Consider the following 26434-nt stretch of genomic DNA (forward strand, 5'->3'; position numbering starts at 1 on the left):
CGTCATGACGTGGATGGTGACGGGTGGAGCCGGGTACATCGGATCGCACGTGGTGCGGGCGTTCCAGGAGGTGGGGATCCCGACCGTGGTGCTGGACGATCTCTCCTCCGGCCACGAGGAGTTCGTTCCGGCGGGCGTCCCCCTGGTCCGCGGCTCCGTCCTGGACACCGCCCTGGTCGCCGACACCCTCCGCGGCCACCGGGTCACCGGCGTGGTGCACCTGGCGGGGTTCAAGTACGCCGGGGTGAGCGTCCAGCGCCCACTGCACACCTACGAGCAGAACGTCACCGGCACCGCCCACCTGCTGGCGGCCATGGCCGAGGCCGACGTGACCCGGATCGTGTTCTCCTCCTCCGCGGCGGTGTACGGCACCCCCGACGTCGACCTGGTCACCGAGGACACCCCCACCGCTCCCGAGTCGCCCTACGGCGAGTCCAAGCTGATCGGCGAGTGGCTGCTGCGGGACCAGGCCGCGGCGACCGAGCTGCACCACACCTCGCTGCGCTACTTCAACGTGGTCGGCTCCGGCACCCCCGAGCTGGCCGACACCAGCCCGCACAACCTGTTCCCGTTGGTGCTGGACGCCCTCGCCGAGGGACGCACCCCCCGGATCAACGGCGACGACTACTCCACCCCGGACGGCACCTGCGTGCGCGACTACGTGCACGTCGCCGACCTGGCGACGTCCCACGTGGCCGCCGCCCGGGCACTGACCGAGGGCCGCGAGCTGCGCCGGGTCTACAACCTGGGCTCCGGCGACGGCGTCTCGGTGCGGGAGATCATGACCGCGATGGCGGCGGGCACCGGGATCGACTTCGAGCCGGAGGTCGCCCCGCGTCGAGCCGGTGACCCGGCACGGATCGTCGCCTCCGGCGAGGCGGCCGCCCGCGACCTGGACTGGCGGATGCGGCACAGCCTGACCGAGATGGTGTCCAGCGCCTGGCAGGCCCGTCAGGCGCGCTGAAGCCGGGACAGCCCCTCCGCCATCACGTCCTCGGAGCCGGCGTAGATCCCGGATTCGCGCGGCCAGTGCACCACCACGTCGCCGAACCCGAGCGCGGCGGCGCGCTCGACGCCCTCGACCAGCAGGTCGGCGGACTCCAGGGAGTAGCGCGGTGCGCCGTCCAGGTTCAGGTACATCGGCGGGACCGGGCCGATCGGCTCGGCGATCTCACGCATCCGCTCGACCATCGCCGCCAGGCCCGTCCACCAGGACTCCTGGTCACCGTCCTCACCGGGCGCGAACGTCGGACCGTAGGTGGCCCAGCCCTGCCCGTACCGCGCGGCCAGGGTCATCGCCCGCGGGCCGTTGGCGGCCACGATGAACGGGGTCCGGGGCGTGGCCAGGGTCCCCGGGATCATCCGGGCCTGGTGCGCGGTGTAGAACTCGCCCTCGTGGTCGGTCACCGGCTGGGTGAGCAGCCGGTCCAGCAGCGGCACGAACTCCTCGAACCGCCGGGTGCGCTCACCCCGGCTCGGCGCGGGTCCGGTCACCGAGGCGTCGAAGCCCTCCCCGCCCGCACCCAGCCCGAGCAGGAACCGGCCGCCCGCGATGTCGTCCAGGCCCATCACGTCCTTCGCGAACGGCACCGGGTGCCGGAAGTTCGGCGACGCGACCCAGGTGCCGAGCTGGATCCGCTCGGTGACCGCGGCCGCGGCGGCCAGCAGCGGCACGGTGGCGAACCACGGCTCGTCGGCCAGCGACCGCCAGGCCAGATGGTCGTAGGTCCACGCGTGGTCGAAGCCGTACTCCTCCGCCCGCAGCCACTGCGACCGGGACTCGGTCCAGCGACGCTGAGGGAGGATGACGACGCCGAGGCGGGTGCGGGTGCTCATGGCCCCGAGGCTACGACCAGCCCAGCTCGTGCAGGCGCTCGTCGTCGATGCCGAAATGGTGGGCGATCTCGTGCACGACGGTGATCGCGACCTCCTCCACCACGTCCTCGCGGGTGTCGCAGATCGCCAGCGTGGGCCGGCGGAAGATCGTGATCCGGTCCGGCAGGGACCCGGCCGCCCAGAACCCGTCGCGCTCGGTCAACGGGGTGCCCTCGTACAGGCCCAGCAGCTCCGGCTCGTCGGCGGGAGCATCGTCCTCGACCAGCACCACCACGTTGTCCATCTGGGCCGCGAGCTCCGGCGGCACCCGGTCCAGACCGTCCCCGACGGCCTGCTCGAATTCCTCGCGCGACATCTCCACCACGGGCCCATCATGGCCGATTTGGGAGTTCGGCTCCGGACCCCGTATGGTTCATCTCGGTCTGAAGACGCCTCGACGTCAGGGGCGCATCTGGCCCCCATCGTCTAGCGGCCTAGGACCCCGCCCTTTCACGGCGGTAGCACGGGTTCGAATCCCGTTGGGGGTACGGCGTGTGCATGTGGAATACTGTTGGTCAGCATCACGGTCTCACCACGAGGCCCCGTAGCGCAGTTGGTTAGCGCGCCGCCCTGTCACGGCGGAGGTCGCGGGTTCAAGTCCCGTCGGGGTCGCTCGGCACTCGCCGGTCGTTCTAGTGACGACCGGCGTCGTCGTTCAAGGCTCTGTAGCTCAGTTGGTAGAGCGTTCGACTGAAAATCGAAAGGTCACCGGATCGACGCCGGTCGGAGCCACCTCGAGAAGCCCCGCATCACCTCGGTGATGCGGGGCTTCTGCCGTTCCGCCACTCACCCGGCCCGATCGCGACACTCATTCGACCTGGGATGACACCCGGACGTCGGACCTGGGGCATAACCTCCCCTCACACCGCGCGGGCCCGGGCCGCGCGATCTTCCCAGGGGCCGAGATGTCGCAGCAGTCCACGCCTGGCGTGCCGAACCCATCCGCGCGCCGTGCGATCGGCGGGCTGCGGTCCGACGACTCCCCCACGGGCCCGATCCCGGTGGTCTTCCCGGTCACGGCCAAGCAGGCGGCCGCCGTGCGCGACTCGCTGACCGAGCGCCACCGCGCCGCCCGCGCCGCCGCGAGCGCCGGGCACTCCGACGCCGCCGTGCTGGCCGGTCAGACCGAGCAGGCGCTGCGCGAGGTCGAGCGCTACGTCGACCACGGCGGCGGCCTGTCGGACGGCCTGGTGGAACTCCTGGCCGACCTGGACATCGTGCTGGTGCCGTTGCGGCAGGTCCGGACCGCCTGAGCACGCCGGGGCTCAGCTCAGCCCGGCGACCGCCTCCTCGACCACCTGGCACGCGTCGCGGTCGGTGCCCAGCTCCCGGGCGCCCTGGGCCGCACGCCGCAGCAGTCCGCACAGCTGCGCACGCTCGTCGCCGTCGAGTCCGGCCAGCGCGTGGTCCTCGGCGTCGCCCACCACCGCCTCGCACTCGGCCAGTCGGCGCGTCCCCCGGTCGGTGAGCACCACCAGGCGCTGACGACGGTCCTGGGGGTTCGGGCGGCGTTCCACCAGGCCGTCGGCCACCAGATCGTCGATCAGGTAGGTCATCACCGTGCGGTCGATGCCGAGGTCCGCGGCCAGGGCCAGCTGGCTGGGGTGCTGTCCGGTGGAGACCGCGTGCAACACCTGGAAGCCTCGGAAGCCGTGCGGGAGGCTGTCCAGCGCGGACCCCAGCGCCACCTGGTAACCGCGCAGCAGTACCCCGAGCGACCAACCGAGGTCGGTGCGGCGGTCGGAGGTCTGCGGGTCCATCCGGGAATCGTAGGCAGTGATCGCCGGTTGAGCCACTCGTCTGTGCTGCATATGATCTGCGAACCCGCTTGTTTGGAGAGACGATGACCGACTACGGACACGACCTGCTGTTCGGCACCTTCCTGACCCCGACCGCCGCCGCCCCCGAGCGGGTGGTGGCTCTGGCGCAGCAGACCGAGCAGGCCGGACTCGACCTCGTCACCTTCCAGGACCACCCCTACCAGCCCGGTTTCCTGGACACCTGGACCCTGCTGAGCTGGGTCGGTGCGGTCACCTCCACCGTGCGGATCGCCCCCAATGTCGCGAACCTGCCGCTGCGGCCCCCGGCGGTGCTGGCCCGGTCGGCGGCGACCCTCGACCGGCTCACCGGCGGACGGGTGGAGCTCGGGCTCGGCTCGGGTGCGTTCTGGGACGCGATCGTCGCGATGGGCGGACCGCGGCGCACCGCCGGTCAGGGCGTGGACGCGCTGACCGAGGCCGTCGCCGTGATCCGGGCCCTGTGGGACACCGAGCAGACCGCGCGGCTGGACCTGCCCGGTGCGTACTACCCGGTGGCGGGCGCCAAGCGCGGACCCGCACCGGCGCACCCGATCGGCATCTGGCTCGGCGCGTACAAACCCCGGATGCTGCGGCTGACCGGCACCTCCGGCGACGGCTGGCTGCCGTCGATGGGCTACCTGAAGAGCCTGGACGACCTGACCGAGGGCAACCGCCGGATCGACGACGCCGCGCAGGCCGCCGGACGACCGGTCACCGCCGTGCGTCGGCTGCTCAACATCAACGGGCAGCTCACCAGCCGGGCAGGCGACGCCCTGCTGGTCGGGCCCCCGGAGCAGTGGGTGGAACAGCTCGCGGTGCTGGCCCTGCAGTACGGGATCAGCGGGTTCGTGCTGGCCGCGGACGATCCGACCCTGATCGCCGCGTACGGGCAGGAGATCGCCCCCGCCGTGCGCGCGCTGGTCGAGGCGGAGCGGTGAGCGATCTCGGACTGCCGCTGCAGCTGGGAGTCTGGCTCCCGACCGATGTCGACACCGACCCCGCCGCCCGCGCGCTGGCCGCCGAGCACGCGGGCCTCGACCTGGTGGCGGTCGGCGGTCGGGTGGACCTGGTGCAGACCGGCACCGACGCCCGAGATCGGCAGTCGGCGCCCGAGGTCGGCAGTCCGCCGGGCGCTTCCCGGGGCGAACTGCCGAGTTCGGCGGAGCAGGGCGCTGAGGTTGCGGACGGTGCGGACGGTGCGGACGACGACTGGACTGTCGCCGCGTGGGTGGCGGCGCGGACGGCCACCATCCGGCTGCTGGTGGCCGTCGACGCGCAGCACCGCCCCGCGACCGTGACGGCACGGGCGGCGGCGGGTCTGGACCACCTGGCCGGTGGCCGGGTGGACCTGGTGCTGACCGGCACGGACCCGGCGGTGCTGCGTGAGGCGATCGCGGCGGTACGCGGGACGTGGGCGGCCGCCGACCCGACCCCGCTGCACCTGGACGGCGTGCATCACCGGGCCGACGGTGCACGGCGCGGACCGGCACCGGCGCACACCCCCGTGCTCGGCCTGTCCGCAACCGGTTCGGCGCCCGCCGAAGTGCGGACGCTCGGCGCGCAGTGGGCCGACCTGTGGTGGTCGGGGACCGTCGACGACGCGACCCCGCTCGCCGAGGCCGCGCGCACCGCCGGCCGGGAGCCCGCCGAGGTGCGGATCGTGCGCACCGTCGGATCGGACGCGACCCCCGAGGAGGTGGCCGCGCTGGTGCTGTCCGGCCGGGCGTCGACGATCCTGCTGGACGGCGACGACCCGGAGTGGGCGCGCACCGTCGCGCCCCGGGTCCGCGCCCTGGTCGACGCGGGCCGCGAGCTCGCCGGCACCCGGGTGCGTCAGCCGCGCAGCGCGGCCGTGCGGACGGCCCGGCGGCCCGGGATCGACTACGACGGCATCCCGGCCGAGCTGGTCGTGGACGCGGTGGAACCCGGGGACGCGGCCTATGCCACCGTCCGGTCCGGCTACATGCGCGGCGGCAGCCCGGGTCTGGTGCTGCGCCCCGCGGACACCGCCGGGGTGGTCACCGCGCTGGCGTGGGCCCGGACCCAGGACGTGCCGCTGGCGGTCCGGTCCGGCGGGCACGGGATCAGCGGTCGGTCCACGAACGACGGCGGGATCGTGCTGGACGTGGGACGGCTGAACCGGATCGAGGTGCTGGACCGGGCCTCCCGTCGGGTGCGGATCGGCCCCGGCGCCCGCTGGGGCGAGGTCGCCCAGGCACTGGAGCCGTACGGCTGGGCGATCACCTCGGGCGACTCCGGCGGCGTCGGAGTCGGCGGGCTGGCCACCGCGGGCGGGATCGGCTTCCTGGTCCGGGAGCACGGACTGACCCTGGACCACCTGCGGTCGGTCGAGATCGTGCTGGCCGACGGCAGCGTGGTACACGCCTCGGAGACCGAGAACACCGAGCTGTTCTGGGGCGTGCGAGGCGCGGGCGCGAACCTGGGGATCGTGACCGGCTTCGAGTTCGTCGCGGACCCGGTGACCGAGGTCGGCTTCGCCCAGCTGGTGTTCGACGCCACCGACCTGGAGTCGTTCCTGGTCGACTACGGCGCGCTGGTCGAGGCGGCGCCGCGGGACGTCACGCCGTTCGTGCTGATGGGCCGGCCCCAGGGCGGGCGGATCTACGCCCAGGTGATGGCGATGGTCGACAGCACCGACCCGGAGGTCGTGATCGACCGGTTGCAGCCCTTCGCTCAGCTCGCACCGCTGGTGCAGCAGCAGGTGCAGCTCCTGCCGTACAGCGCCGTGGTGGTCGCACCGGACGAGCAGCACCAGGGCGAGGGCGAGCCGGTCAGCCGCTCCGGGATGATCGAGCATCTGACCCCCGGCTTCGCCCGGGACGCGGCGGCTCTGGTCCGCAGCGGTCACACCTACTTCTTCCAGATCCGGGCCGCCGGAGGCGCGGTGGCGGACGTCCCGGCGGAGGCGACCGCGTACGCACACCGGTCGGCCAACTTCTCCGTGGTCGCCTTCGGGGCGAGCCGGCACCGGCTGGACGCGGTGTGGGACGCGATGGCCGGGCACTTCTCCGGCATCTACTCCAGCTTCGAGACCGACCGCCGCCCGGAGCGGCTGGCCGAGGTGTTCCCCGGCCGGACACTGGAACGGCTGCGCGCGCTCAAGCGGCGCCTCGACCCGGAGGACGTGTTCCGACACAACTTCTCCGTGGCTGCGGGCGACGACTGACCCGGCTAGCCTGTCCGCTCGATCGTGGACGGAGGTCCGATGGAGCAGGCGGCCACCGAGCGCTGGACGGTACCGTCGCGGCTGTCCGCCGTGCCCACCGCCCGGCGGTGGGCCGCACGGTTCCTGTCCGGCCGCGGCCTTCCCGAGGACCTGGTCGACACCGTCGAGCTCCTGGTGAGCGAGCTGGTGACCAACGCGGTCCGGCACGCGGACACCGGGGCGGTGAGCGTCGCGCTCCGGATCGAACCGACCCGCCTGCTGGTCGAGGTGCAGGACGACGACCCGCTGCCGCCCAGCCTGGTAACCGCGCGGCCGGGGGACGTCGGCGGGCGCGGGATCGGCATGCTCGCGCTGGCCGGCGCGGAGTGGGGCGTCACGGACCGGGGGACCACCGGCAAGGCGGTGTGGTTCGCACTGCCGTTGACGTCCACGGAATCGTGACCTGATCCGTCGCGCTGGCCGAGAGGTCGTCGCCTACGGTGGGGCCATGGTCAGGCCGCCGCGACAGTCCCGCCGACGGATGTCCGTGTTCACCGCGTTCGCGCTGGTGCTGGCCCTGGTGGTCACCTCGGCGGTCGGTGGTGTGCTCGCCGCCGGACTGGTCGCCCCGGCGGTCGCGATGGCCGACGGGACCACGGACATGGCGGTCCAGGCGTTCGAGGACCTGCCGACCGAGCTGGAACGCCAGCCGCTGTCCGAGAAGTCGGTGATGCTGGCCTCGGACGGCACCACCAAGCTCGCGGAGTTCTGGTCGGAGAACCGGATCGTGGTGCCGCTCGCCGCGGTGAGCGAGCAGATGCAGAACGCGGTGATCGCCACCGAGGACAAGCGGTTCTACCAGCACGGCGGCATCGACCCGACCGGCATGATGCGCGCCGCGGTCCGCAACCTGACCAACCCGGGCCGGACCGAGGGCGCGTCCACGCTGACCCAGCAGTACATCAAGAACGTGCTGATCGAGGCCGCGGTCCGGCAGGACGACCTGGCCGCGGTGGACGCCGCCCGGGAGGCCGACGGCGCCGAGGGCTACCTGCGCAAGCTCCGGGAGGCGAAGCTCGCCATCGCCCTGGAGAAGGAGATGACCAAGGACGAGATCCTCGAGTCCTACCTCAACATCGCGCAGTTCGGCCTGAACACCTACGGCGTCGAGGCGGCCGCGCAGCGGTACTTCAGCACCTCCGCCGCCCAGCTGACCTCCCTCCAGGCGGCCACGATCGCCGGGATCACCCAGAGCCCGAGCGCCTACGACCCGATCCGGAACCCGGAGGCATCCCAGGAGCGCCGGGACCGGGTGCTCCGGCTCATGCACGACCAGGGGTACATCAGCCGCGACGAGCTGGACGCCGGTCTGGCCGCCCCGCTGACCGACACCCTGGTGCCGAGCGAGCCGACGGTCGGCTGCATGGCCGCCGAGCAGACCGTGCTCGGCGCCGGGTACTTCTGCGACTACGTCACCAAGGTGATCCGCAACGACCCGGCGTTCGGCGAGACCCCCGAGGACCGGGTCGACCGGCTGTACCGCGGCGGGCTGACCATCACCACCACCCTGGACGTCCGCGAGCAGACCATCGCCGACCAGGAGGTGAAGAACGGGATCCCGGTGGACGACGCCTCCGGGGTCGCGTCCTCGATCGTCACGGTCGAGCCGGGCAGCGGCAAGATCACCTCGATGGCCCAGAACCGGGTCTACAACAACACCGAGCAGCACGGCGACCGCGAGACCGCGGTCAACTACAACACCGACTTCGCGTACGGCGGCGGCAGCGGCTTCCCGCCCGGATCGACCTTCAAGCCGTTCACGCTCACCCAGTGGCTCAAGCAGGGGCACAACCTCAGCGAGGTGGTGAACGGCACCCGGTTCTCCTACCGGTTCAGCGAGTTCTCCGCGCCCTGCACCAGCCTGAACGGATCGACCGAGTACCGGTTCTCCAACGCCGAGGGCCCGCGGTCCGGCGGCATGATGACGGTGCAGCAGGCGACCTCCGGCTCGGTGAACTCCGGCTACCTGGCGATGGCCGCCCAGCTCGACCTGTGCGGGATCATGGACACCGCCACCTCGCTGGGCATCCACCGGGCGGGCGGGAACTCCGGCGACGGCCCGTTCCAGGTGCTCCCCGCGAACGTGCTCGGCTCGGACTCGGTCGCCCCGGTCACGATGGCCGCCGCCTTCGCCGCGTTCGCCGCCGGGGGCACGTTCTGCGCGCCGATCGCGATCCTCGCGGTCGCCGACACCGACGGGAACCCGTTGCCGGTGCCGGATGCGGGCTGCCACCAGGCACTGGACCCGCAGATCGCCAACGCGGTGGCCTACGCGCTCAGCGGGGTGTGGAACGGCACCGCGAGCACCAGCCCGCCGCCGTTCACCGCCGCGGGCAAGACCGGCACCACCTCGCGGAACGAGCACACCTGGTTCGTCGGCTTCACCCCGCTGCGGTCCACCGCGGTGTGGGTCGGGCACTCCGAGGGCATGGTGCCGATGCAGCGGGTCACGATCAACGGGGCCACCTACCGGAACGTCTTCGGATCCTCGGTGGCGGTGCCGACCTGGAAGCGATTCATGGAGCGCACGCTGGAGAACGTGCCGGTGCCGGCGTTCGGCGCCCCCAACCCGGACCAGATCGTCGGCCAGCAGGTCGCGGTGCCGTCGGTGGTGGGCCAGGACCAGACCGCGGCGATCAGCGCGCTCGCCGCGGCCGGCTTCCCGGCCCGGGTCGCCGGGGCCAACCCGGATGCGGCACCGGCCGGGACGGTGATCCAGCAGTCCCCCGCCGGGACCGCGCCGCCCGGGACGCCGGTCAGCCTGCTGCTGTCGGCCGGCGGCGGCGCACCCGCCACCGGGTGAGCCGGCGGGTCAGGCGGTCTTGCTGAGCACCGGTGCGTCGGCCTCCACCGGCACCAGCAGCGTCTCGCCGTCGTCGAGCACCAGCACCACGGCGGACCCGCCGCAGACGCAGAACAGCTCGGCGGTGTCCCCGTCGTCGAAGTACGTGCAGACGTGTGCGGTCATGTCTCGACGGTAGGCGCGACCACTGACACTCCGGCTCCGATCGGGCCGCGTGTCGCACATCGATCCCCGGTTGCGCAACCTCGGGGTTGCCCGGCTGGCCCCGGCAGTGGTGAGATCGCCCGCGTGGATGACCTGACCCCTGTGCTCGCCGCCCTCGCAGACCCCACCCGTCGGGACATCGTGACGCGGCTCGCTGCCGGGGACGCCACCGCTGGTGAGCTCGCCGCGCCCTACGCCATCACCCCGCAGGCGGTGTCCAAGCACCTGAAGGTGCTCGAAGACGCCGGTCTGGTCAGCCGTCGCCGGGAGGCCCAGCGACGGCCGGTGCACCTGGAGGTGGACCGGCTGGACCTGATGACCATGTGGATCGAGCGCCAGCGCCGGACCGCGCTGCTGCGAGCGGCGGAACAGGCGGCAGCGGAGCAGGCCGCGGCGGACGAGGCGGCAGCGGAGGAGGAGGCCGAGGAGTCGGCTGCGCACGATCCCGCCGGTCCGCCGTTGCGCGGTGGCGCGGACCGGGTGTTCCAGCCCTGGGACCTCGGTGCGCGTCGGGTCGACCCGACGCAGTAGTCAGTTCGTGTACGCCCAGTGCCAGGGCTCGCGGGGGGTGTCCTCGACGAATCCGTAGCGACCGGCGTTCGCCCGCATCCAGGCCTGTGCGGAGGAGTCGAGGTCGAGGTCGGCGGCCATGCCCCAGCCGTGGTCGCTGGTGCCCGGCACCGCGGCCAGACCGCCCTCGGAGTACAGGCCCTTGCGCGCGGCGACGTCGACCTGGGATGCGTAGGACCGGTAGGAATCGGTGATGCCGATCGTGACGCCCTGTGCCTTGGCGTCCGCGATCAGCTGGGTGAGCGCCGACGCCGCCGGGGCCCACAGCCGGTGCGAGGTGGTCCCGACCTGCTGCAGCGCGTCCGCCGGGATCTTGCCGTTGCCGTAGGCGGCCAGCGCCGTGGGGATGCCGTCGGCGTTCCGGGTGGAGTCGACGGCCGCCGCGGCCGTGGTCGAAGTGGTGGTCGTCGTGGTGGACGTGCTGGTCGAGGCGCTCCCGAGCTGAGCGGCGAGTGCCTGCGCGAAGCTGGTGCCGGCGACCGTCGTCGACCCGAACCGGGTGCTCAGGGACGACAGATCGGCCTGGATGGCGGCGATCCGGGACGTGATGCCGGTGATGCCCTCGGTCATGCGGTGCGGTCCTCCCCTGTCCCCGTTCCCATCGGCCGCGCGGGGTCGGGGATGAGCGAACCGGGTCTGCGCCGGCGGCCGGGTGCCGGTCGGCCGGGCCACCGGGCGCCGGTCCGTCGCGCCGCCGGGTGCCGGTCGGCCTGTCGACCGAGTGCCGGACAGCCGGTCCACCGGTCCACCGGTCAGGGCAGGGTCCGCACCGACTGCGTCGGGCCGGTCGCGGTGCCGAGGGCGTTGCTCGCCACCACCCGGAAGGTGTGGCCGGTCCCGGGCGCCAGACCGGTGAGCTCCTGGGTGGACGCCCGTTCCCAGGTCGCGGCGGCGAAGGTCTGCACGGCGCTGCGGTTCTGGAACGCCGGCCCCCACTCCACCCAGACCCGGGTCTCCAGCGCGTGCGGATGCACCCGTAACGGCACGGTGGCCACGGTCCGTCCCACCCCGGTGGCCGCGAGCGCCCGCACCACCGGCGGTCCCGGCGTGTCCAGCACCCGGGTCAGCACGCTGTTCCCCGCCGCGGTGCTGACCGTGGCGGTCCAGGTGTAGCGCGTAGCGGGGGTCAGCCCGGACAGGTCCTGCACGAAGGCCTGGGCGTACCGGGTGGCCGCCACCGCGAACCGCACCCGGCCGACCGGGGCGGCGCCCTCCGGCCCCCAGGCCAGGGTGAGCGTGCCGGACAGCCCGTGTGGATCCACCCAGGCACGCAGCGAGGCGGTGGTGCCGGAGACCGTCTCGGACCCGGTCACCGTCGCCGCCGCACTGGAGACCACCCGTCGCCGGTCGACCGCCGTCCGGCCGCCGGTGTCCGTGACGGTCACGGTGAGCGGCCAGTCGCCCGCCGGGTAGCTGTGCCGGATCGTGCCCGGCTGGCCGGTGCCGGCACCGATCGCGGACCCGTCCCCCCAGTCGACCTGCCAGGAGGCGATGCCGGAACCGGGGGGCGACCCGGAGCCGGTGCTGCGCGACAGGTCGAGCGCGACCGGCAACGGCGCGGGACCGGCGGCGGGGTCCGGCCGCGCCCAGGCGCTCGGCGCGGACCGAACGGAGCTCTGCCGCACCGCCTGCCCGAAGGCCGCCACCGAGTCCGGATCGCCACCGATCCGCCAGTCGCAGGTCCCGACCCCCTCGAACACCGACGCGCCCTCCAGCTCGGGCCAGGCCGCCAGCCACTCCACCGCCTCGCGGAGCCAGTCCGGTCGCCGACCGGGGTCCGCCTGATCCGGAACAGAGCCGAACTCGGCCAGCAGCGGGACCTTGCTCCGGGCGGCGGCCCAGTTCCGGAACGGTCCGGCCACCGTGGACAGCGCCCGCCATGCCGGCGGCTTGCCCGGCGCGCAGCCGAACCAGTTGTAGGCGTCCAGCCCGACCCGGTCGACCACGTCGTCGCCGGGGTAGAACGCCTCCGCCCCCGCGGTGGACGGAGCGGAGCCGAAGCTGCCGGGCGTCATCACCCAGGTCCAGCGCACGGTGGTCACCCCGGCGGCGCGGAACACCGCCACGTAGTGCCGCCAGGCCGCGCGGAACTCCGCGGGGGTGCCCCAGCCCTGCGCGACGTCCGGTTCGTGGTGGAACGTGAGATAGACCGGCACACCGAGGGCGGCGATCCCGGCGGCCTGGGTCCGGATCTGCTCGTCGAGCGCTCCGGAGGCCACCGTCGCCCAGGACACCCGGCTGCCGTCCCGGCGCATCGGCCAGACGGACAGCAGCGGGGTGCGGCCGCGGGCCACGGACGCGGCGACAGGCGCCGGCGGCTGCACGTCGTCCCAGCGCGCGTACCAGCGCACCAGGTCCAGCCGACGGTCCAGCCGGTCCTCGAACGCGTCGACCGCCTCGGCCGCACCGCTCGCCGAGCCCTGGTCGACGTGCGCCCCGAGCAGGAGGCCGGGTCCGGGATCAACGGCGGCCGCGGCGCGCGCCGCCGGGTCGATCGCGGTCGCGGCCGACGGCCCTACCGGGAGCAGTAGGGCGGCGAGGCACAGCGCGAGGATCGCCCGGATCGGATCGGGAGGGTGCATGCGAGGATCCTCACGGCGCTGCACGCCCTGCGATCCACGGATCGCGTGGCCGGATCGATGTGTCCCGCACCACTGTCACATCCGGGGAATATCCCCGCATCCGCGCCGGTTGGGGCGCAGGTACATGCAAACGCATCGAGTTTCGAGTTCTGGGGAGCGCACCATGCAGTTCGGAGTCTTCACGGTCAGCGACATCACCCCTGACCCGCACACCGGCCGTGCCCCCGACGACACCGAGCGGGTGCGCAACATCCTGGCGATCGCCGAACACGCCGACGAGGTCGGCCTGGACGTCTTCGCCACCGGCGAGCACCACAACCCGCCGTTCGTCGCCTCCTCCCCCACCACGATGCTCGGTTACCTGGCCGCCCGCACCCGGCGCATCCAGCTCTCCACGGCCACCACCCTGATCACCACCAACGACCCGGTCCGCCTGGCCGAGGAGTACGCGATGCTCCAGGTGATCAGCGACGGCCGGATGGACCTGATGCTGGGACGCGGCAACACCGGACCGGTCTACCCGTGGTTCGGCCAGGACATCCGCCAGGGCATCCCGCTCGCGATCGAGAACTACGCACTGCTGCGCCGGCTCTGGACCGAGGACGTCGTGGACTGGGAGGGCAAGTTCCGCACCCCGCTGCAGGGCTTCACCAGCACCCCGCGCCCGCTGGACGGCGTGCCGCCCTTCGTCTGGCACGGGTCGATCCGCTCCCCCGAGATCGCCGAGCAGGCCGCCTACTACGGGGACGGCTTCTTCCACAACAACATCTTCTGGCCGATGAGCCACACCCGACAGATGGTGAACTTCTACCGCCAGCGGTTCGAGCACTACGGCCACGGCCAGGCGGACCAGGCGATCGTCGGCCTCGGCGGTCAGGTGTTCATCCGGAAGAACTCCCAGGACGCCGTGAACGAGTTCCGGCCGTACTTCGACGTGGCGCCGGTCTACGGCCACGGTCCCTCGCTGGAGGAGTTCGCCGACCAGACGCCGCTGACCGTCGGCTCGCCGCAGCAGGTGATCGACCGGTACGCCGCCATGCGGCACGAGGTCGGCCACTACCAGCGCCAGCTGTTCCTGATCGACCACGCCGGCCTGCCGCTGAAGACGGTGTTCGAGCAGCTGGACATCCTGGCCGGTGAGGTCGTGCCGGTGCTTCGCAAGGAGATGGAGTCCGATCGTCCCGCGCACGTGCCCTCCGACCCGCCGAGCCACGCCCAGCGCGTCGCCGCCGCCCGCGCCGCCGGGCAGTTGCACGAGCAGCAGGCCGCCGCGGCGGACCACTGGACCGGCAGGACCGCCGAGGACGACATCGAGGCGGCCGACGCCGTGGGCGGTGCCCGGTGACCGCCCGGCGGATCGTCGCGCTGTCGGCCGGGCTGTCCCAGCCGTCGTCCACCCGCCTGCTCGCCGACCGGCTGGCCGAGGCCACCCGCGCGGAGCTGGACGGTCGGGGCGTCCCGGCCGAGGTCCGGGTGGTCGAACTGCGGGACGTGGCGCACGACGTCATCAACGCCATGCTCACCGGCGGGGTCGCCAGCCCCGCCCTGACCGAGGTGATCGACGCCGTGACCGGAGCCGACGGCCTGATCGCGGTCACCCCGTTGTTCACCACGACCTACTCCGGGCTGTTCAAGAGCTTCATCGACATCCTGGACAAGGAGTCGCTCACCGGGGTGCCCGTGCTGCTCGGCGCGACCGGAGGCACCCCGCGGCACTCCCTGGCCCTGGAGTACTCGATCCGCCCGCTGTTCACCTACCTGCGAGCCGACGTGGCCACGACCAGCGTGTTCGCGGCCACCGACGACTGGGCCGCGGGTAGCACCGCCGGGGAGCCCAGCCCGCTGCCGACCCGGATCACCCGCGCCGGCGCCGAGTTCGCCCGGACGATCGCGGCCCGCTCGGCCCGGGGCCCCGCCGCCGACCCCTTCGCCGGCACACCGGACTTCGCGGACCTGCTCGGCAACTGACCGCCGGCCCCTCGACCACCGCACGCACGGCCCAGCGCGCGCACCCGGCCAAGCGCTCTGCCCGCCCAGCGCGCACCCAGCCACGTGCGCACCCCACCCGGCCCAGCGCTCCCCCGCCGAGTGCGAAGAACTTGTCGGACAAAACGCCATGTCGGCGACAAGTTCTCCGCACTCGGCGAAGCGTCGAGGCGCGGGCGCGGGAAGGCCCAGATCAGTCCGGGTCGGGTCAGTCGCGGGTGATCAGGACCAGGGTCGCGTCGTCGTCCGAGTCCGGGTCGCGCAACGACTCGACCAGCGGACGCAGGCCGCTCGGGTCCGGACGGCCGATCCCGGTGACCAGGCGGTCCATCGCGACCCGGAGCGACTCGCCGCGACGCTCGATCACCCCGTCCGACAGCAGCACCATCCGCTCGCCGGGCTCCAGCGTCCCGGACTCCTCCGCGGGCGGACCGTCGAGCAGTCCGATCAGCGGCGAGCCCAGCACCCGGAGCCAGCGGGCCGTCCCCGCCGCGTCGATCAGCACGGGCGGCAGGTGCCCCGCGGAGGAGTACTCGTACCGTCCGGTCGCCGGATCGATCACCACCAGCACCAGGGTCGCCATCTGACCGGGCAGGGTCCAGCGCGCCAGACCGGCCACCCGGTGCAGCACCCGGGCCGGGGACGCCGAGTCGATCATGTAGGCGCGCACCGCGTTGCGCAGCTGACCCATCGCGCCGACCGCGGCGAGCCCGTGCCCGGTCACGTCGCCGACCGCCACCGCCAGCCGCCCGTCCTGCAACCGCAGCACGTCGAACCAGTCGCCGCCGACCCGGCCGCCGTCCGCGGGCTGGTAGTGCGCGTCCACCCGCCAGCCGTCCAGCGCGGGCAACCGGGCTGGCAGCAGGGCACGCTGCACCGCCTGCGCGGCCCGGATCTCACGCTGCCCACGACGGAACAGCGCCTCGACCAGGTGCCCGCGCAGGTCGTCCGCGGCGGTGACCTGCGCGTCCTCCCAGGGTGCCGACCGTCCGCTCACCAGCTCACGCCACAGGTCGAAGGACCGCCGCGGGCTGAGCCGGAACCGGTCGCCGTCGCGCACGATCTCCTTGCCGGTGGGGTCGCCGCCCCAGTCGACGGTGCGGAGCACCTCGTCCCGGAGCCAGACCACCGTCCCGCCGTCCGGCAGCTCGAGGGCCAGCAGTCCGGCCACCCCGGGCAGGATCGGGGCGCCTTCCGGCAGTTCGTCCAGCACCAGCACGCCGGTGCGGTCGTCGTCCTGCGCGAGGACCGGGTCCCCCGATCCGGGCGCGGCCTCGATCCTCGACAGCTCACCCGAGGTCACCCAGTCCAGCAGGTCCTGCGACCCGGCCGGGACCCTGCCCCGTGAGCCGAGTTCACCGTCGGCGCACACCAGCACGCCGTCCGCGGGCACCAGCTCCAGCAGGGCGTCGTCGGCGGTCAGCGCCTCGGCCAGCGGACGTTCCTCGTCCCGGGACGCCGCCACCAGCCGGGCCAGGATCACCGCGGACCGCCGGGTGGCCTCCAGCACGTCCTGGTCGACCTGCGCGATCAGCCGCAGCGAGAGCGCCACACCCAGGAACTCCGCGGCGGCCCGCACCCCGTAGGACGGCGCGTGCGGTCCCGCGTAGTGGTGGCACGCGATCATGCCCCAGAGCTTCCCGTCCCGGAGCAGCGAGATCGACATCGACGCGCGCACGCCCATGTTCCGCAGGTACTCGCAGTGGATCGGCGACACCGAGCGCAGGCTGGCGTAGGTCAGGTCCAGCGGCGTGGGCAGCGCCGGCACCACCGGCACAGGGACGTAGTCCACGTCGGAGATCAGCCGGATCCAGGACTTCTCGTACAGGGCACGGGCCTGCGGCGGGATGTCCGAGGCCGGGTAGTGCAGTCCGAGGAACGGCTCCAGGTCGGCGCGCTTGGCCTCGGCGACGACCTCCCCGTTGTACTCGGCGTCGAACCGGTAGACCATCACCCGGTCGAAGCCGGTCAGCCGCCGCACGTGCCGCGCCGCCAGGTCGTACAGCTCGGGGAGCGTGGTGCCGCGGTTCAGCTCCGCGATCGCGTCCCGGACCCCCTCGTAGGTGGTGCCGTAGGTCAGCGGGCGGATGCCGTCGGCGGGCTCCAGCTCCAGCACGAACACGCCCTCGTCGCCGGGCGGCCGGTGCACGACCACGTCCAGGTCCACGACCTGCCCGGCGACCTCGACCTGGACCAGGCCCGGGTTCCGCACCCGGGTGTCCGGCACGTCGACCAGCTGATCGCGGACGGTGCCGTCGGCCACCCCGCCCAGGACCTCGGCGAGCGTGCGGCCGACCACCCGCTCCACCGGCAGACCGAGCAGCTCGCGCACGTTCTCCGAGGCCTGCCGGATCCGGCCCTCCGCCTCGTGCACCACCAGCAGCAGGCCACGGGGCTGCACCGACCCGGGGATGTGGATGGGCTCACGCGCGCAGTTGTCCAGGTCGATCGGGACATCGGGCGAGACGAACCAGGTTCGGTCGAGCGCGTCGGTCACCGGCGGTGGCACCGCCTTCCGCCCCGAGGGTGACGGGGCCTGGGAGGACGCCCACCAGCAGGTCGGCGTGACGGGCCGCCACGGTTCACGAGCGGCCCGGGCCGGTAGCCTCTCAGGCCGATGCCCGCTAGTCCAGCAGCCCGACCAGGGCGAGCCCCATGGCCGCCGCGGCCACCGTGACCAGCACCGTGCCGAGCGCGTTCACCACCGCCCGCCACCGGTCGCCCTCCTGCGCCAGCCGCACGGTCTCCACCGCCGCGGTGGAGAACGTGGTGTACCCGCCGCAGAAGCCGGTGGCCAGCACCGTCTGCCACCCGGACGACAGACCGAGGAGCAGGTGCGCCCCGGCGATCAGCCCGATCACGAAGGACCCGGAGACGTTGATCGCGATCGTCGCCACCGGCAGCGCGGTCCGCCATCGGCCGCGGATCTCCCCGTCCAGCCAGAACCGGCACGCCGCACCGACGCCACCGGCCAGTGCCAGCAGTACCGCCAGCCCCGCGCTCATCGGTGCGTGCCGACCGGCAGCATCCGACCGATCCGGATCCCGGCCCAGGCCAGCAGCACGCCGCCGACCATGGTGCCGAGGACGTAGACCGCCGCCTGGCCGGGCGCTCCGTCCGCGAGCAGTCGCTCGGTCTCCAACGCCAGCGCGCTGAACGTGGTGTACCCGCCGAGGAATCCGGTGCCGATCGCCAGCCGGGCCCGGAGCGCGCCGCGGTGCCAGGGGCCGAAGCGCGAGCACACCTCCAGCACCAGCCCGAGCAGCAGGGCACCCGTGAGGTTGGCGGTCAGCGTGCCGACCGGCCAGCCGTGCACCGGGGGCCACCCGGTGCCGATCAGCGCCCGGCTCAGCGCACCGAGCGCTCCGGTCACGGCGACCAGCAGCACCAGGAGCGGTTGCCGGTGGGCGGGGGGTTCCACCCCCGCATCCTCGCACCGGTGGCTAGGCTCATCAGCACCCTGACCTGCGCCGAGCGCGGGATCGGGCCACACTGGGATCCGGCACTCGGACGAAGGAGCACAGGCATGACGTTCGCATCGGGCCCGTCCGGACCCTCTCCCGTCACCGACCCGCCCCAGGGGCAACCCTCGCTCGGGCACCTGATCAGCCAGATGTCGGAGCAGACCGCGCGTCTGGTCCGGGCCGAGATCGACCTGGCCAAGGCCGAGCTGACCGAGAAGGCCAAGGCGGCGGGGATCGGCATCGGGCTGCTGGCCGCGGCCGGATTCCTCGGGTTCTTCGCCTTCGGGGTACTGCTGACCGTGGCGATCCTGGCGCTGGCCGTGGCGTTCCCGGCCTGGCTGGCCGCGCTGATCGTGCTGGTCGCACTGCTGCTGATCATCGGGGTGCTGGCCCTGATCGGGATCAAGAAGCTCAAGCAGGGCGTCCCGCCCACCCCGGAGAAGGCCATCGACGGCGTGAAGCAGGACGCCGACGCGGTCACCACCGCCGTGAAGGAAGGGTTCCAGCGATGAGCGAGAACACCCCGAAGCTGACCGTGTCGGACTACGAGGCCGAGGTGCTCCGTTCGCGCGCGGATCTGGCAGCGACCGCCGACGCGCTGGCCGCCAAGATCGACCCGCGGACGCAGGTCGCCGAGGCCAAGGAGTCCGCGAGCCGGCTCGTGCGGGACGCGGTGGGCAGCGACCCGGCCGCCGACCCGGAGAACAAGAGCCGGGCCCGTGCGATCCTCGCCGGGGGCGTCGCCGCGGTGGCGGGTCTCGTGGTGCTGGCGATCAGGCGGCGCTGACCACGCCCGACTCGTGGGCGAGCAGCGCTCGCTTCACGTCCAGACCGTAGTAGTAGCCCCCCATCGCCCCGCCGGTGCGCAGCACCCGGTGGCAGGGCACGAACGGGGCGACCAGATTGCGGGCGCACGCGGACCCGGCGGCACGCACCGCCGCCGGGTTCCCGGCTGCCTGGGCGAGCTCCGCGTAGGTCAGCGTCTCGCCGGGGGCGATGTCCCGCATGGCCTGCCAGGCGCGCTGGGTGAACGGTCCACCGGGTTGCGCGACCGGGACCTCGGCCAGCGCCTCCAGGTCGCCGTCGGCGTACCGGCGTACGGCGTCCGCGACCGGCCCCAGGACGGACGGCGTCTCCTGGACACCGCGGTCCCGCAGGGCGACGTCCAGGCGCGGGGCCATGTCGGCCACCGGGGCGAATCCCGCAGCCCGCACCGTCTGGTCCTCCGGCGTGAGCAGCACGGTCAACGGGCCGGCCGGGGTGGGCAGCACCAGCGCGGACAGCGGGGCGGTGGAGGTCGTCATGGCTCCATCCTGCGCCCGCGGACGGTGCAGCGCTGGCGGTTTTCGGACGCCGCGGGTGGCCTCATCGCCGCCCGCGGCGCCCGGTCGATCGAGGCTCAGGCCTCGTCGCGCTGGTCCGGGATCCCGGTGAGCAGCTCACGGACCTCGGTCTCGCGGTACCGGCGGTGACCGCCGAGGGTGCGGATCGAGGAGAGCTTGCCGGCCTTCGCCCAGCGCGTGACCGTCTTCGGATCGACCCGGAACAACGTGGCCACCTCCGAGGGCGTCAGGAGCACCTCGTTCTCGGTGTGGGGAACAGACATGGGAACCTCCGAGGCCTGCGGGGGAAGCGCCGTGACGGTGTCGCCCCCATTGTCTGGTTGCTCCCGGCCCCCTCTGGACCGGTCGCGTGACATGCGTGTTCCTCGTTCATTGCCCCCCGGAACAAGTTTCACCCTGTCACACGAGAGGGTACCGAAGAGGGACCAACATCCCATCCCGGACAACTGTTACTAATCAGGACAGGGTAGGTCGTAACGGCCCATGCGTCGCGGCGAGCGGGCGGCGCGCGACGCCCCAGGCTCCATCCCGGGCGAGTTCACCCGTTCGGACGCCCCCGGAGGTGGGGTGCCACGCCCGACTGGCGGAGGTGCTGTGAGGAAGCTCACAAGCCGTCAGACCGGGCGGAGTGGCGGATTCCGACCCCTCATCGGGTTCCCGCCGCCCCCGCGAGTGGCCGGATGGCTCACCCGCCATGTACCGTTGCCAATCGAACAGATATTCCAGCATCCCGGGGCCGCACGTGTGAGCACGGAGCCGCCCCGCTTCCACGTTGAGGGGGTCGGTGCCATGGGGCGCGGCCGTCAGAAGGCTAAGCAGACCAAGGTGGCTCGGGAGCTGAAGTACTTCAGTCCCGAGCCGGATTACCGGGTCCTCGAGCGAGAGCTCACGGAACCGCGGAGCAACCTGGTCACGGACAGCCGACAGGACTCCGACGACGAGGACGACTACTCCCCCTGGGCGGACGAGCGCTGACCTCGCGGGACTAGCCACAGACGCCCGCGGCGGAGGTCACTCCCCCACCGCGGGCGCTGTCTGTCCAGGTCAGTGCGCGAGCTCAGGCGCGGTAGCTGTTCCGCAGCCGCACCGCTCCGCCCTGCACGCCCTTGGTGCCGGCCACCAGGTCCGGGCCCTCGACGTCCCCTGCGTCCAGTGCGCGCACCTCGCCGAGCGGCCATGCCGCCAGCCCCAGGCCCTCGGCCTGACGGCGCAGCGCGTCCGCGCGCTCCGGCTCGACGACGGCGACCATGCCCACGCCCAGGTTCAGCGTGCGCTCCAGGTCGTGCCACGGCACCTGCCCGAGCTGCTGCATCACCGCGAACACCGGCGGCAGCCGCCAGGAGTCCCGGTCGATGTCGGCGACCAGGCCCGAGGGCAGCACCCGGGCCACGTTCGCGGCCAGTCCGCCGCCGGTCACGTGGCTGAACGCGTGCACGCCGCCGGACGCGGCCAGGGCCAGGCAGTCCGCGGCGTAGACCCGGGTCGGCTCCAGCAGCTCGGCACCCAGGGTCCGCCCGAACTCCGGCACGTCCCGGTCCAGCGACCACCCGGCGACCTCGACCACCCGGCGGACCAGGGAGTACCCGTTCGAGTGCAGCCCGGAGGATCCGAGGGCCAGCAGGACGTCGCCTGCACGCACCCGTTCCGGCCCGAGCAGGTCGTCCGCCTCCACGACCCCGGTGGCGGCGCCCGCGACGTCGTACTCGTCCGGGCCCAGCAGGCCCGGGTGCTCGGCGGTCTCCCCGCCGACCAGCGCGGTCCCGGCCACCTCGCAGGCGGCCGCGATCCCCTGGACCACGGCGGCGATCCGCTCCGGGATCACCTTGCCGCAGGCGATGTAGTCCGTCATGAACAACGGCTTCGCGCCGACCACGACGATGTCGTCCACCACCATGCCGACCAGGTCGAAGCCGATGGTGTGGTGCGCGTCCATCGCCTGCGCGATCGCGACCTTGGTGCCCACCCCGTCGGTCGAGCTGGCCAGCAGCGGACGGCGGTAGCCGGTCAGCGCGGAGGCGTCGAAGAGTCCGGCGAACCCGCCGACCCCACCGAGCACCTCCGGGCCGTGCGTGGCGCGGACGGCGTCCTTCATCAGCTCGACAGCCTTGTCACCCGCCTCGGTATCGACCCCGGCGGCGGCGTAGGTCACGGGGCTGCGGTCGGCGGGTGCGGTGCTCACGGTTGCTCCAGGGCGGTCGACCCGCCGGTCGAGGGGACGATGGCGGCCAGGCCGTCCGGGCCGAGCGGCAGTTCGCTCTGCTCCAAGAGGTGCTTGCCCAGGCGATCCGCCGGGGGCAGTTCGATCGGGTACTGACCGGTGAAGCAGGCGGTGCACAGCTGGTTCGCGGGCTGCTCGGTGGCGGCGATCATCGCGTCCATCGAGATGTAGCCCAGCGAGTCCGCACCGAGCGAGGCGCCGATGTCGTCGACCGAGAGCCCGTTCGCGATCAGCTCCGCCCGCGAGGCGAAGTCGATGCCGTAGAAGCATGGCCACTTCACCGGCGGGGAGCTGATCCGCACGTGCACCTCGGCCGCGCCGGCCTCGCGCAGCATCCGGATCAGCGCGCGCTGGGTGTTGCCGCGGACGATCGAGTCGTCGACCACCACCAGCCGCTTGCCGCGGATCACCTCGCGCAGCGGGTTCAGCTTGAGCCGGATGCCGAGCTGACGCAGGGTCTGCGACGGCTGGATGAAGGTGCGCCCGACGTAGGCGTTCTTGGTCAGGCCCTGGCCGAACGGGATCCCGGACGCCTGGGCGTAGCCGACCGCGGCGGGGGTCCCGGACTCCGGCACCGGGATGACCAGATCGGCCTCCACCGGATGCTCCTGGGCGAGCCGACGTCCCATCTCGACCCGGGCGGCGTGCACCGAGCGGCCGGAGATCGTGGTGTCCGGGCGGGCCAGGTAGACGTACTCGAACACGCAGCCCGCACGCTGCTGGCGCTCGGTGAACCGCCGGGTGCGCAGCCCGTCCGCGTCGATCGCGATCAGCTCGCCGGGCTCGATCTCCCGGACGTAGGACGCGCCGACGATGTCCAGCGCCGGGGTCTCCGAGGCGACCACCCAGCCACGCTCCAACCGGCCGAGCACCAGCGGGCGCACGCCCTGCGGGTCCCGGGCGGCGTACAGGGTGTGCTCGTCCATCCAGACCAGGCTGAACGCGCCGCGCAGCCGGGGCAGCACCTCCAGGGCGGTGGCCTCGAGCGTGCGGTCCGGGTCGCCGGCGAACAGCGCGGTGACCAGCGCCGTGTCGGTGGTGTTGCCCCGGGCCAGCTCACCGCGACGCTGGCTGCCGTAGCGCTCGGCGACCAGATCCACCAGCTCGGCGGTGTTGGTCAGGTTGCCGTTGTGCGCGAGCGCGACCGTGCCGCCCGACGTGGGGCCGAGGGTGGGCTGGGCGTTCTCCCAGGTGGAGCCACCGGTGGTGGAGTAGCGCGCGTGCCCGACGGCGATGTGCCCGTGCAGCGCGTTCAGCGCGGTCTCGTCGAAGACCTGGGAGACCAGTCCCATGTCCTTGTAGACCAGCAGCTGCTCACCGTTCGAGGTGGCGATGCCCGCGGACTCCTGTCCGCGGTGCTGGAGGGCGTAGAGCCCGAAGTAGGCGAGTTTGGCGACCTCTTCACCGGGTGCCCAGACCCCGAAGACGCCGCAGGCGTCTTGAGGTCCCTTCTCACCCGGCATCAGGTCGTGGTTGAGGAGTCCGTCTCCGCGGGGGGCCACAGGTCCTATGGTGACACACCCCACTGTGCCGCCCCGACGAGATGTCCGTTATCGGCGGCGGCTGCGGTGATCCGCCCACACCGCAGCGGCGGCGCCCAGCAGCGCACCCAGGCAGCCACCGGCCACGGCGCTGAGGAACCGGATCGCGCCCTCGCCCTCGAACGCGCTGATGAACGCCTGTCCGGCGTCCGCGGCCAGGGTCGCCTCGTCCGCCCGGGCGAAGAGGACCGCCAGCAGGAATCCGATCACGAGGCCGAGCAGGGCACCCGCGGTGATGAACGCGCCGATCTTGGGCGCCCGGCGCACGGTGGCGTCCTCGGCCACCCGCTCCAGCTGCTCCTCGGTGGGCAGCTCGGGCGCCTCGGTAGACAGCTCGGGTGCCTCGGTGGGCAGCTCGGGCTCCTCGCTCTCGGGCACGTCCCGCTCGTCGACCATCCGGCGATCCTAAGGCGGTCCGTCCGCGCCCCCTACCCTGGCCGATGTGATCTCCGCCTACCCGTCCTCGGTCACCGCGCCGGTGGAGCACGAGCTGGTGGAGAAGAAGTCCCGGTTCCTGACCCGGATCCAGCCGGTGCCGACCGTGGCCGACGCCGACGCGGTGGTGGCCGCCCGGCGCAAGGAGTTCTGGGACGCCCGGCACCACTGCGTGGCCCTGATCGTCGGGACCGAGGCCGACCAGCAGCGCTCCACCGACGACGGCGAGCCCTCGGGCACCGCAGGCATCCCGATGCTGGAGGTGCTCCGCCGCCGGGACCTGACCGATCTGGTGGCGGTGGTGACCCGGTACTTCGGCGGGGTGAAACTGGGCGCGGGCGGACTGGTCCGGGCCTACTCCTCCGCGGTCTCCGAGGCGCTGGACCGGGCGGTGCTGGTCCGGCGGCTGCCCGCGGTGGTGGTCACTGTGCCGGTGCCGCACGCGGACGCCGGGCGGCTGCACGGGGTGCTGGCGCTGTGGTGCGAGGGGCACGACGCGGAGCTCCGGGACGTGGCCTACGGCGAACGGGCGGTGTTCACCCTGGTGGTGCCGCCGGGCGCGTTGGACGACCTGGACGCGGTACTGGCGGCCGCCTCGGCGGGGACCCTGTCGGCCGGACGCGGCGAGACGGTGGTGCTGGACCGGGTCTAGCCCCGGCGCCGGGTCGCCTGCAACGGCAGCAGGGCTGAGAGGTCCGCGCGCTCCCCGGACGCGGACACCCGTCCGTCCGCGACCGCGTCTGCCCAGTCCAGCGTGCCGGTGGCCAGCCGCAGCCAGGTCTCCGGATCGGTCTCCACCACGTTCGGCGGCGTGCCGCGGGTGTGCCGCGGCCCCTCGACCGCCTGCACCGCGCCGTCCGGGGGCACCCTCACCTCCACGGTGTGCCCGGGGGCGACGTCCGCCAGCTCCTCCAGGGTGAACCGGACCGCGGTGCGCCGGTTCCCGGTGTCCTCGGGGTGGTCGCGCCAGGTGGTGACGGCGGCGCGGCCCACGGCGGGGTCGGTGCGGCGGCGGGGAGGCATGCGGTCATTGTCCCTCGGTGCCGGCCACCAGCTCCCGGGCGATCTCCGGCCACCACTGCCCGGCCTCCGGCCCGCCGCCGCAGGTGCCGTCCGACTCACCGGGGTTCTTGATCCAGAGCAGGGCGTCCAGGGCGGTGTCGTCGTCGACCGGCCGCGGGTCGTCGCCCAGCGCCCGGCCGCGCAGGTTGCACCACTCGCCGTCGGGGTTGCCGTTGCCGTTCCGGGAGGTGTCGATCACGTAGCCGAGGTCGCCGGTCAGCTGCGAGACGACCTCCCCGTAGCGGACCGACTCCGCGGTGGTGTGGTAGTTCGACACGTTCAACGCGAAGCCGGTCAGGTGGGCGGTGCCGACCTGGTTGATCCGGTCCGCGGCGTCCTCGGCCGGCAGCCACCCGGAGTGCCCGGCGTCCAGGTAGACCCGGGCGCCCGCCGCGTCGAGCAGGGCGGCGGCGTCCCGGAGCATCCCGACCCGGTCGCCCTGTCCGTCGCAGGAGCCGAGGTCGGCCAGGGCGTCGGGTTCCAGCACCACCCACGGCTCGCCGACCACGGCGTCGGCGACCCCGGACACCCAGTCCCGGTAGGCGTCGGTCGGCGTGCCGCCCGCCGAGTACGCACCGCAGTCCCGGCCGGGGATCGCGTAGAGCACCAGCAGGCCGGTCTGCCCGGCGGACCGGGCGGCGGCGGTGTAGTCCGCGACCTGCCGGGCCGCGGCCCCGGGGTCGGCGTCGGTGACCCAGAAGCCCTGCGGGGTGCTGGCGATCCGCTGGAAGACGGCCCGGTCGTCGCCGGTGGCCGTCGCGGCGGCGCGGGCGGCCTGGCTGTCCGGGTCGACGTAGAAGCCGGACGTGCTCACCGGGGCGGTGGCCGGCACCGTGTCCCCGCACTCCAGACCGTTCAGGCTCGCGCCGACCAGCGTCGGCTCCGACGTCGTGTCCCGCTCACCGTTGAAGCCCACCGTCGCGGACTGCCCGGCGGCCAGGTCCGGTGCCCAGTCCGGCGCGGTGACCTGGACCGGCAGTCCGTCGGCACCTCCGGAGACCAGGGTGCTACCCCAGGCCTCGGTCACCGTCGCGCCGTCGGACAGCGTCCAGCTGAGCCGCCAGTCCGGCGCGGCGGAGGCGGCGGTCACGACCAGCTCGGCGCCGAAGCCACCGGGCCAGGAGGCGGTGATCCGCAGCTCCGCCGCGCAGGACGCGTCGGTCGCCGGATCCGCCGTGGCCGGTGCGGTGCCGGACGTGGCGCTCGCGGTCGCCGCCGGCCGGTCGCCGGGGCCACGGCCGAGCAGGGCGATCACCACGAGCACCACCACGATCGCGGCGGTGAGGATCCCGCCCAGCAGCACCGTCGCACGCTGGGTCATGCCTG

At 73.3% G+C, this 26434-nt stretch carries 29 protein-coding genes and 3 tRNA genes; 16 read left to right on the forward strand and 16 right to left on the reverse strand.

The features are described 5' to 3' along the window. Positions 1 to 4 precede the first annotated feature (4 nt). Positions 5 to 964 carry a UDP-glucose 4-epimerase GalE gene (gene galE, locus OGL89_RS01995; RefSeq protein WP_263118170.1) on the forward strand — a complete coding sequence of 320 codons (960 nt, stop codon included), beginning with the start codon at positions 5 to 7 and terminating at the stop codon, positions 962 to 964. Here galE and OGL89_RS02000 read toward each other — a convergent pair. Both OGL89_RS02000 and OGL89_RS02005 read right to left on the reverse strand, forming a co-directional pair. Next, positions 952 to 1836 carry an LLM class flavin-dependent oxidoreductase gene (locus OGL89_RS02000; protein ID WP_263118171.1) on the reverse strand — a complete coding sequence of 295 codons (885 nt, stop codon included), beginning with the start codon at positions 1834 to 1836 and terminating at the stop codon, positions 952 to 954. The two genes, galE and OGL89_RS02000, sit on opposite strands and share 13 nt — an antisense overlap. A gap of 10 nt (positions 1837 to 1846) precedes the next feature. Continuing rightward, a complete protein-coding gene (locus OGL89_RS02005; RefSeq protein ID WP_263118172.1) occupies positions 1847 to 2191 on the reverse strand; it encodes a metallopeptidase family protein in 345 nt (114 codons plus the stop codon). A 99-nt stretch (positions 2192 to 2290) separates the two neighbouring features. Here OGL89_RS02005 and OGL89_RS02010 point away from each other — a divergent pair. The 4 genes from OGL89_RS02010 (at position 2291) to OGL89_RS02025 (ending at position 3128) form a co-directional block, all read left to right on the forward strand. Beyond that, positions 2291 to 2363 (forward strand) — tRNA-Glu (locus OGL89_RS02010). A gap of 50 nt (positions 2364 to 2413) precedes the next feature. Next, a tRNA-Asp gene (locus OGL89_RS02015) sits at positions 2414 to 2487 on the forward strand. Positions 2488 to 2534: 47 nt separating this feature from the next. Then, positions 2535 to 2607 (forward strand) — tRNA-Phe (locus tag OGL89_RS02020). 197 nt (positions 2608 to 2804) lie between these two features. Then, positions 2805 to 3128: a hypothetical protein gene (locus OGL89_RS02025; RefSeq protein ID WP_263118173.1), complete on the forward strand. Its 324-nt coding sequence runs from the start codon at positions 2805 to 2807 to the stop codon at positions 3126 to 3128. Positions 3129 to 3140: 12 nt separating this feature from the next. Here the strand turns inward: OGL89_RS02025 and OGL89_RS02030 are convergent, their stop codons facing one another. Beyond that, positions 3141 to 3635 carry a MarR family winged helix-turn-helix transcriptional regulator gene (locus tag OGL89_RS02030; protein ID WP_263118174.1) on the reverse strand — a complete coding sequence of 165 codons (495 nt, stop codon included), beginning with the start codon at positions 3633 to 3635 and terminating at the stop codon, positions 3141 to 3143. An 83-nt stretch (positions 3636 to 3718) separates the two neighbouring features. Between OGL89_RS02030 and OGL89_RS02035 the strand changes: the two genes are divergently transcribed. From OGL89_RS02035 to OGL89_RS02050, 4 genes are all read left to right on the forward strand, one after another. Further along, the gene (locus OGL89_RS02035) at positions 3719 to 4612 is read left to right on the forward strand and encodes an LLM class flavin-dependent oxidoreductase (protein WP_346770657.1); all 894 of its coding nucleotides are present in this window, start codon (positions 3719 to 3721) and stop codon (positions 4610 to 4612) included. Continuing rightward, entirely contained in the window at positions 4609 to 6861 is a 2253-nt protein-coding gene (locus tag OGL89_RS02040; protein WP_263118175.1) for an LLM class flavin-dependent oxidoreductase, read from the forward strand. The genes OGL89_RS02035 and OGL89_RS02040 overlap by 4 nt, the downstream gene beginning before the upstream one ends. Positions 6862 to 6900: 39 nt before the next feature. Then, a complete protein-coding gene (locus tag OGL89_RS02045) occupies positions 6901 to 7302 on the forward strand; it encodes an ATP-binding protein (protein WP_263118177.1) in 402 nt (133 codons plus the stop codon). Between the two features lie 79 nt (positions 7303 to 7381). After that, positions 7382 to 9703: a transglycosylase domain-containing protein gene (locus tag OGL89_RS02050; RefSeq protein WP_263118178.1), complete on the forward strand. Its 2322-nt coding sequence runs from the start codon at positions 7382 to 7384 to the stop codon at positions 9701 to 9703. A gap of 9 nt (positions 9704 to 9712) precedes the next feature. Here the strand turns inward: OGL89_RS02050 and OGL89_RS02055 are convergent, their stop codons facing one another. Continuing rightward, complete coding sequence (locus tag OGL89_RS02055; protein WP_263118179.1) at positions 9713 to 9868, reverse strand: hypothetical protein; 156 nt, start codon at positions 9866 to 9868, stop codon at positions 9713 to 9715. A 114-nt stretch (positions 9869 to 9982) separates the two neighbouring features. Between OGL89_RS02055 and OGL89_RS02060 the strand changes: the two genes are divergently transcribed. Then, positions 9983 to 10438, forward strand: coding sequence for a metalloregulator ArsR/SmtB family transcription factor (locus OGL89_RS02060; protein ID WP_263118234.1), 456 nt, complete (start codon positions 9983 to 9985; stop codon positions 10436 to 10438). On the opposite strand, the gene OGL89_RS02065 is transcribed toward OGL89_RS02060, so the two are convergent. Both OGL89_RS02065 and OGL89_RS02070 read right to left on the reverse strand, forming a co-directional pair. After that, positions 10439 to 11047, reverse strand: coding sequence for a M15 family metallopeptidase (locus tag OGL89_RS02065; protein WP_263118180.1), 609 nt, complete (start codon positions 11045 to 11047; stop codon positions 10439 to 10441). A gap of 182 nt (positions 11048 to 11229) precedes the next feature. Further along, positions 11230 to 13059 (reverse strand): hypothetical protein, encoded by a 1830-nt coding sequence (locus tag OGL89_RS02070; protein ID WP_263118181.1) that lies wholly within the window; start codon positions 13057 to 13059, stop codon positions 11230 to 11232. Between the two features lie 163 nt (positions 13060 to 13222). Between OGL89_RS02070 and OGL89_RS02075 the strand changes: the two genes are divergently transcribed. Next, positions 13223 to 14404: an LLM class flavin-dependent oxidoreductase gene (locus OGL89_RS02075; protein WP_263118182.1), complete on the forward strand. Its 1182-nt coding sequence runs from the start codon at positions 13223 to 13225 to the stop codon at positions 14402 to 14404. Beyond that, positions 14401 to 15027 (forward strand): FMN reductase, encoded by a 627-nt coding sequence (locus OGL89_RS02080; RefSeq protein ID WP_263118183.1) that lies wholly within the window; start codon positions 14401 to 14403, stop codon positions 15025 to 15027. The genes OGL89_RS02075 and OGL89_RS02080 overlap by 4 nt, the downstream gene beginning before the upstream one ends. A gap of 226 nt (positions 15028 to 15253) precedes the next feature. On the opposite strand, the gene OGL89_RS02085 is transcribed toward OGL89_RS02080, so the two are convergent. From OGL89_RS02085 to OGL89_RS02095, 3 genes are all read right to left on the reverse strand, one after another. Next, a complete protein-coding gene (locus OGL89_RS02085) occupies positions 15254 to 17542 on the reverse strand; it encodes a SpoIIE family protein phosphatase (RefSeq protein WP_263118184.1) in 2289 nt (762 codons plus the stop codon). Between the two features lie 127 nt (positions 17543 to 17669). Next, complete coding sequence (crcB, locus tag OGL89_RS02090) at positions 17670 to 18050, reverse strand: fluoride efflux transporter CrcB (protein ID WP_263118185.1); 381 nt, start codon at positions 18048 to 18050, stop codon at positions 17670 to 17672. Next, positions 18047 to 18466, reverse strand: a complete 420-nt coding sequence (locus OGL89_RS02095) for a CrcB family protein (protein ID WP_263118186.1) — start codon at positions 18464 to 18466, stop codon at positions 18047 to 18049. The genes crcB and OGL89_RS02095 overlap by 4 nt, the downstream gene beginning before the upstream one ends. A gap of 105 nt (positions 18467 to 18571) precedes the next feature. Here OGL89_RS02095 and OGL89_RS02100 point away from each other — a divergent pair, with 105 nt between their 5' ends. Further along, positions 18572 to 19021, forward strand: coding sequence for a phage holin family protein (locus OGL89_RS02100; protein ID WP_263118187.1), 450 nt, complete (start codon positions 18572 to 18574; stop codon positions 19019 to 19021). After that, positions 19018 to 19296 (forward strand): DUF3618 domain-containing protein, encoded by a 279-nt coding sequence (locus OGL89_RS02105; protein WP_263118188.1) that lies wholly within the window; start codon positions 19018 to 19020, stop codon positions 19294 to 19296. The genes OGL89_RS02100 and OGL89_RS02105 overlap by 4 nt, the downstream gene beginning before the upstream one ends. Here the strand turns inward: OGL89_RS02105 and OGL89_RS02110 are convergent. Both OGL89_RS02110 and OGL89_RS02115 read right to left on the reverse strand, forming a co-directional pair. Next, positions 19283 to 19813: a methylated-DNA--[protein]-cysteine S-methyltransferase gene (locus OGL89_RS02110; RefSeq protein ID WP_263118189.1), complete on the reverse strand. Its 531-nt coding sequence runs from the start codon at positions 19811 to 19813 to the stop codon at positions 19283 to 19285. The genes OGL89_RS02105 and OGL89_RS02110 overlap by 14 nt on opposite strands. Before the next feature lie 95 nt (positions 19814 to 19908). After that, a complete protein-coding gene (locus tag OGL89_RS02115; protein WP_263118190.1) occupies positions 19909 to 20115 on the reverse strand; it encodes a BldC family transcriptional regulator in 207 nt (68 codons plus the stop codon). A 526-nt stretch (positions 20116 to 20641) separates the two neighbouring features. Between OGL89_RS02115 and OGL89_RS02120 the strand changes: the two genes are divergently transcribed. Continuing rightward, positions 20642 to 20827: a DUF3073 domain-containing protein gene (locus OGL89_RS02120; protein WP_263118191.1), complete on the forward strand. Its 186-nt coding sequence runs from the start codon at positions 20642 to 20644 to the stop codon at positions 20825 to 20827. A gap of 82 nt (positions 20828 to 20909) precedes the next feature. Here the strand turns inward: OGL89_RS02120 and purM are convergent, their stop codons facing one another. Genes purM through OGL89_RS02135 form a run of 3 tightly spaced genes read right to left on the reverse strand, consistent with a single transcriptional unit; the run spans position 20910 to position 24007 of the window. Continuing rightward, positions 20910 to 22031 carry a phosphoribosylformylglycinamidine cyclo-ligase gene (gene purM / locus OGL89_RS02125; RefSeq protein WP_263118192.1) on the reverse strand — a complete coding sequence of 374 codons (1122 nt, stop codon included), beginning with the start codon at positions 22029 to 22031 and terminating at the stop codon, positions 20910 to 20912. After that, positions 22028 to 23572: an amidophosphoribosyltransferase gene (gene purF / locus OGL89_RS02130; RefSeq protein ID WP_263118193.1), complete on the reverse strand. Its 1545-nt coding sequence runs from the start codon at positions 23570 to 23572 to the stop codon at positions 22028 to 22030. Before purF ends, purM begins: the two co-directional genes overlap by 4 nt. A 48-nt stretch (positions 23573 to 23620) precedes the next feature. Beyond that, complete coding sequence (locus OGL89_RS02135) at positions 23621 to 24007, reverse strand: ATP synthase subunit I (RefSeq protein WP_263118194.1); 387 nt, start codon at positions 24005 to 24007, stop codon at positions 23621 to 23623. Positions 24008 to 24053: 46 nt separating this feature from the next. Here OGL89_RS02135 and OGL89_RS02140 point away from each other — a divergent pair, with 46 nt between their 5' ends. Then, positions 24054 to 24698, forward strand: a complete 645-nt coding sequence (locus tag OGL89_RS02140; RefSeq protein ID WP_263118195.1) for a YigZ family protein — start codon at positions 24054 to 24056, stop codon at positions 24696 to 24698. Here OGL89_RS02140 and OGL89_RS02145 read toward each other — a convergent pair. Both OGL89_RS02145 and OGL89_RS02150 read right to left on the reverse strand, forming a co-directional pair. After that, complete coding sequence (locus OGL89_RS02145; protein WP_263118196.1) at positions 24695 to 25069, reverse strand: sterol carrier family protein; 375 nt, start codon at positions 25067 to 25069, stop codon at positions 24695 to 24697. The genes OGL89_RS02140 and OGL89_RS02145 overlap by 4 nt on opposite strands. Positions 25070 to 25073: 4 nt before the next feature. Next, positions 25074 to 26429, reverse strand: coding sequence for a glycoside hydrolase family 6 protein (locus OGL89_RS02150; protein WP_263118197.1), 1356 nt, complete (start codon positions 26427 to 26429; stop codon positions 25074 to 25076). Positions 26430 to 26434: the final 5 nt, after the last annotated feature.

Source organism: Cellulomonas sp. RIT-PI-Y (assembly GCF_025642745.1).
Taxonomy (GTDB): domain Bacteria; phylum Actinomycetota; class Actinomycetes; order Actinomycetales; family Cellulomonadaceae; genus Cellulomonas.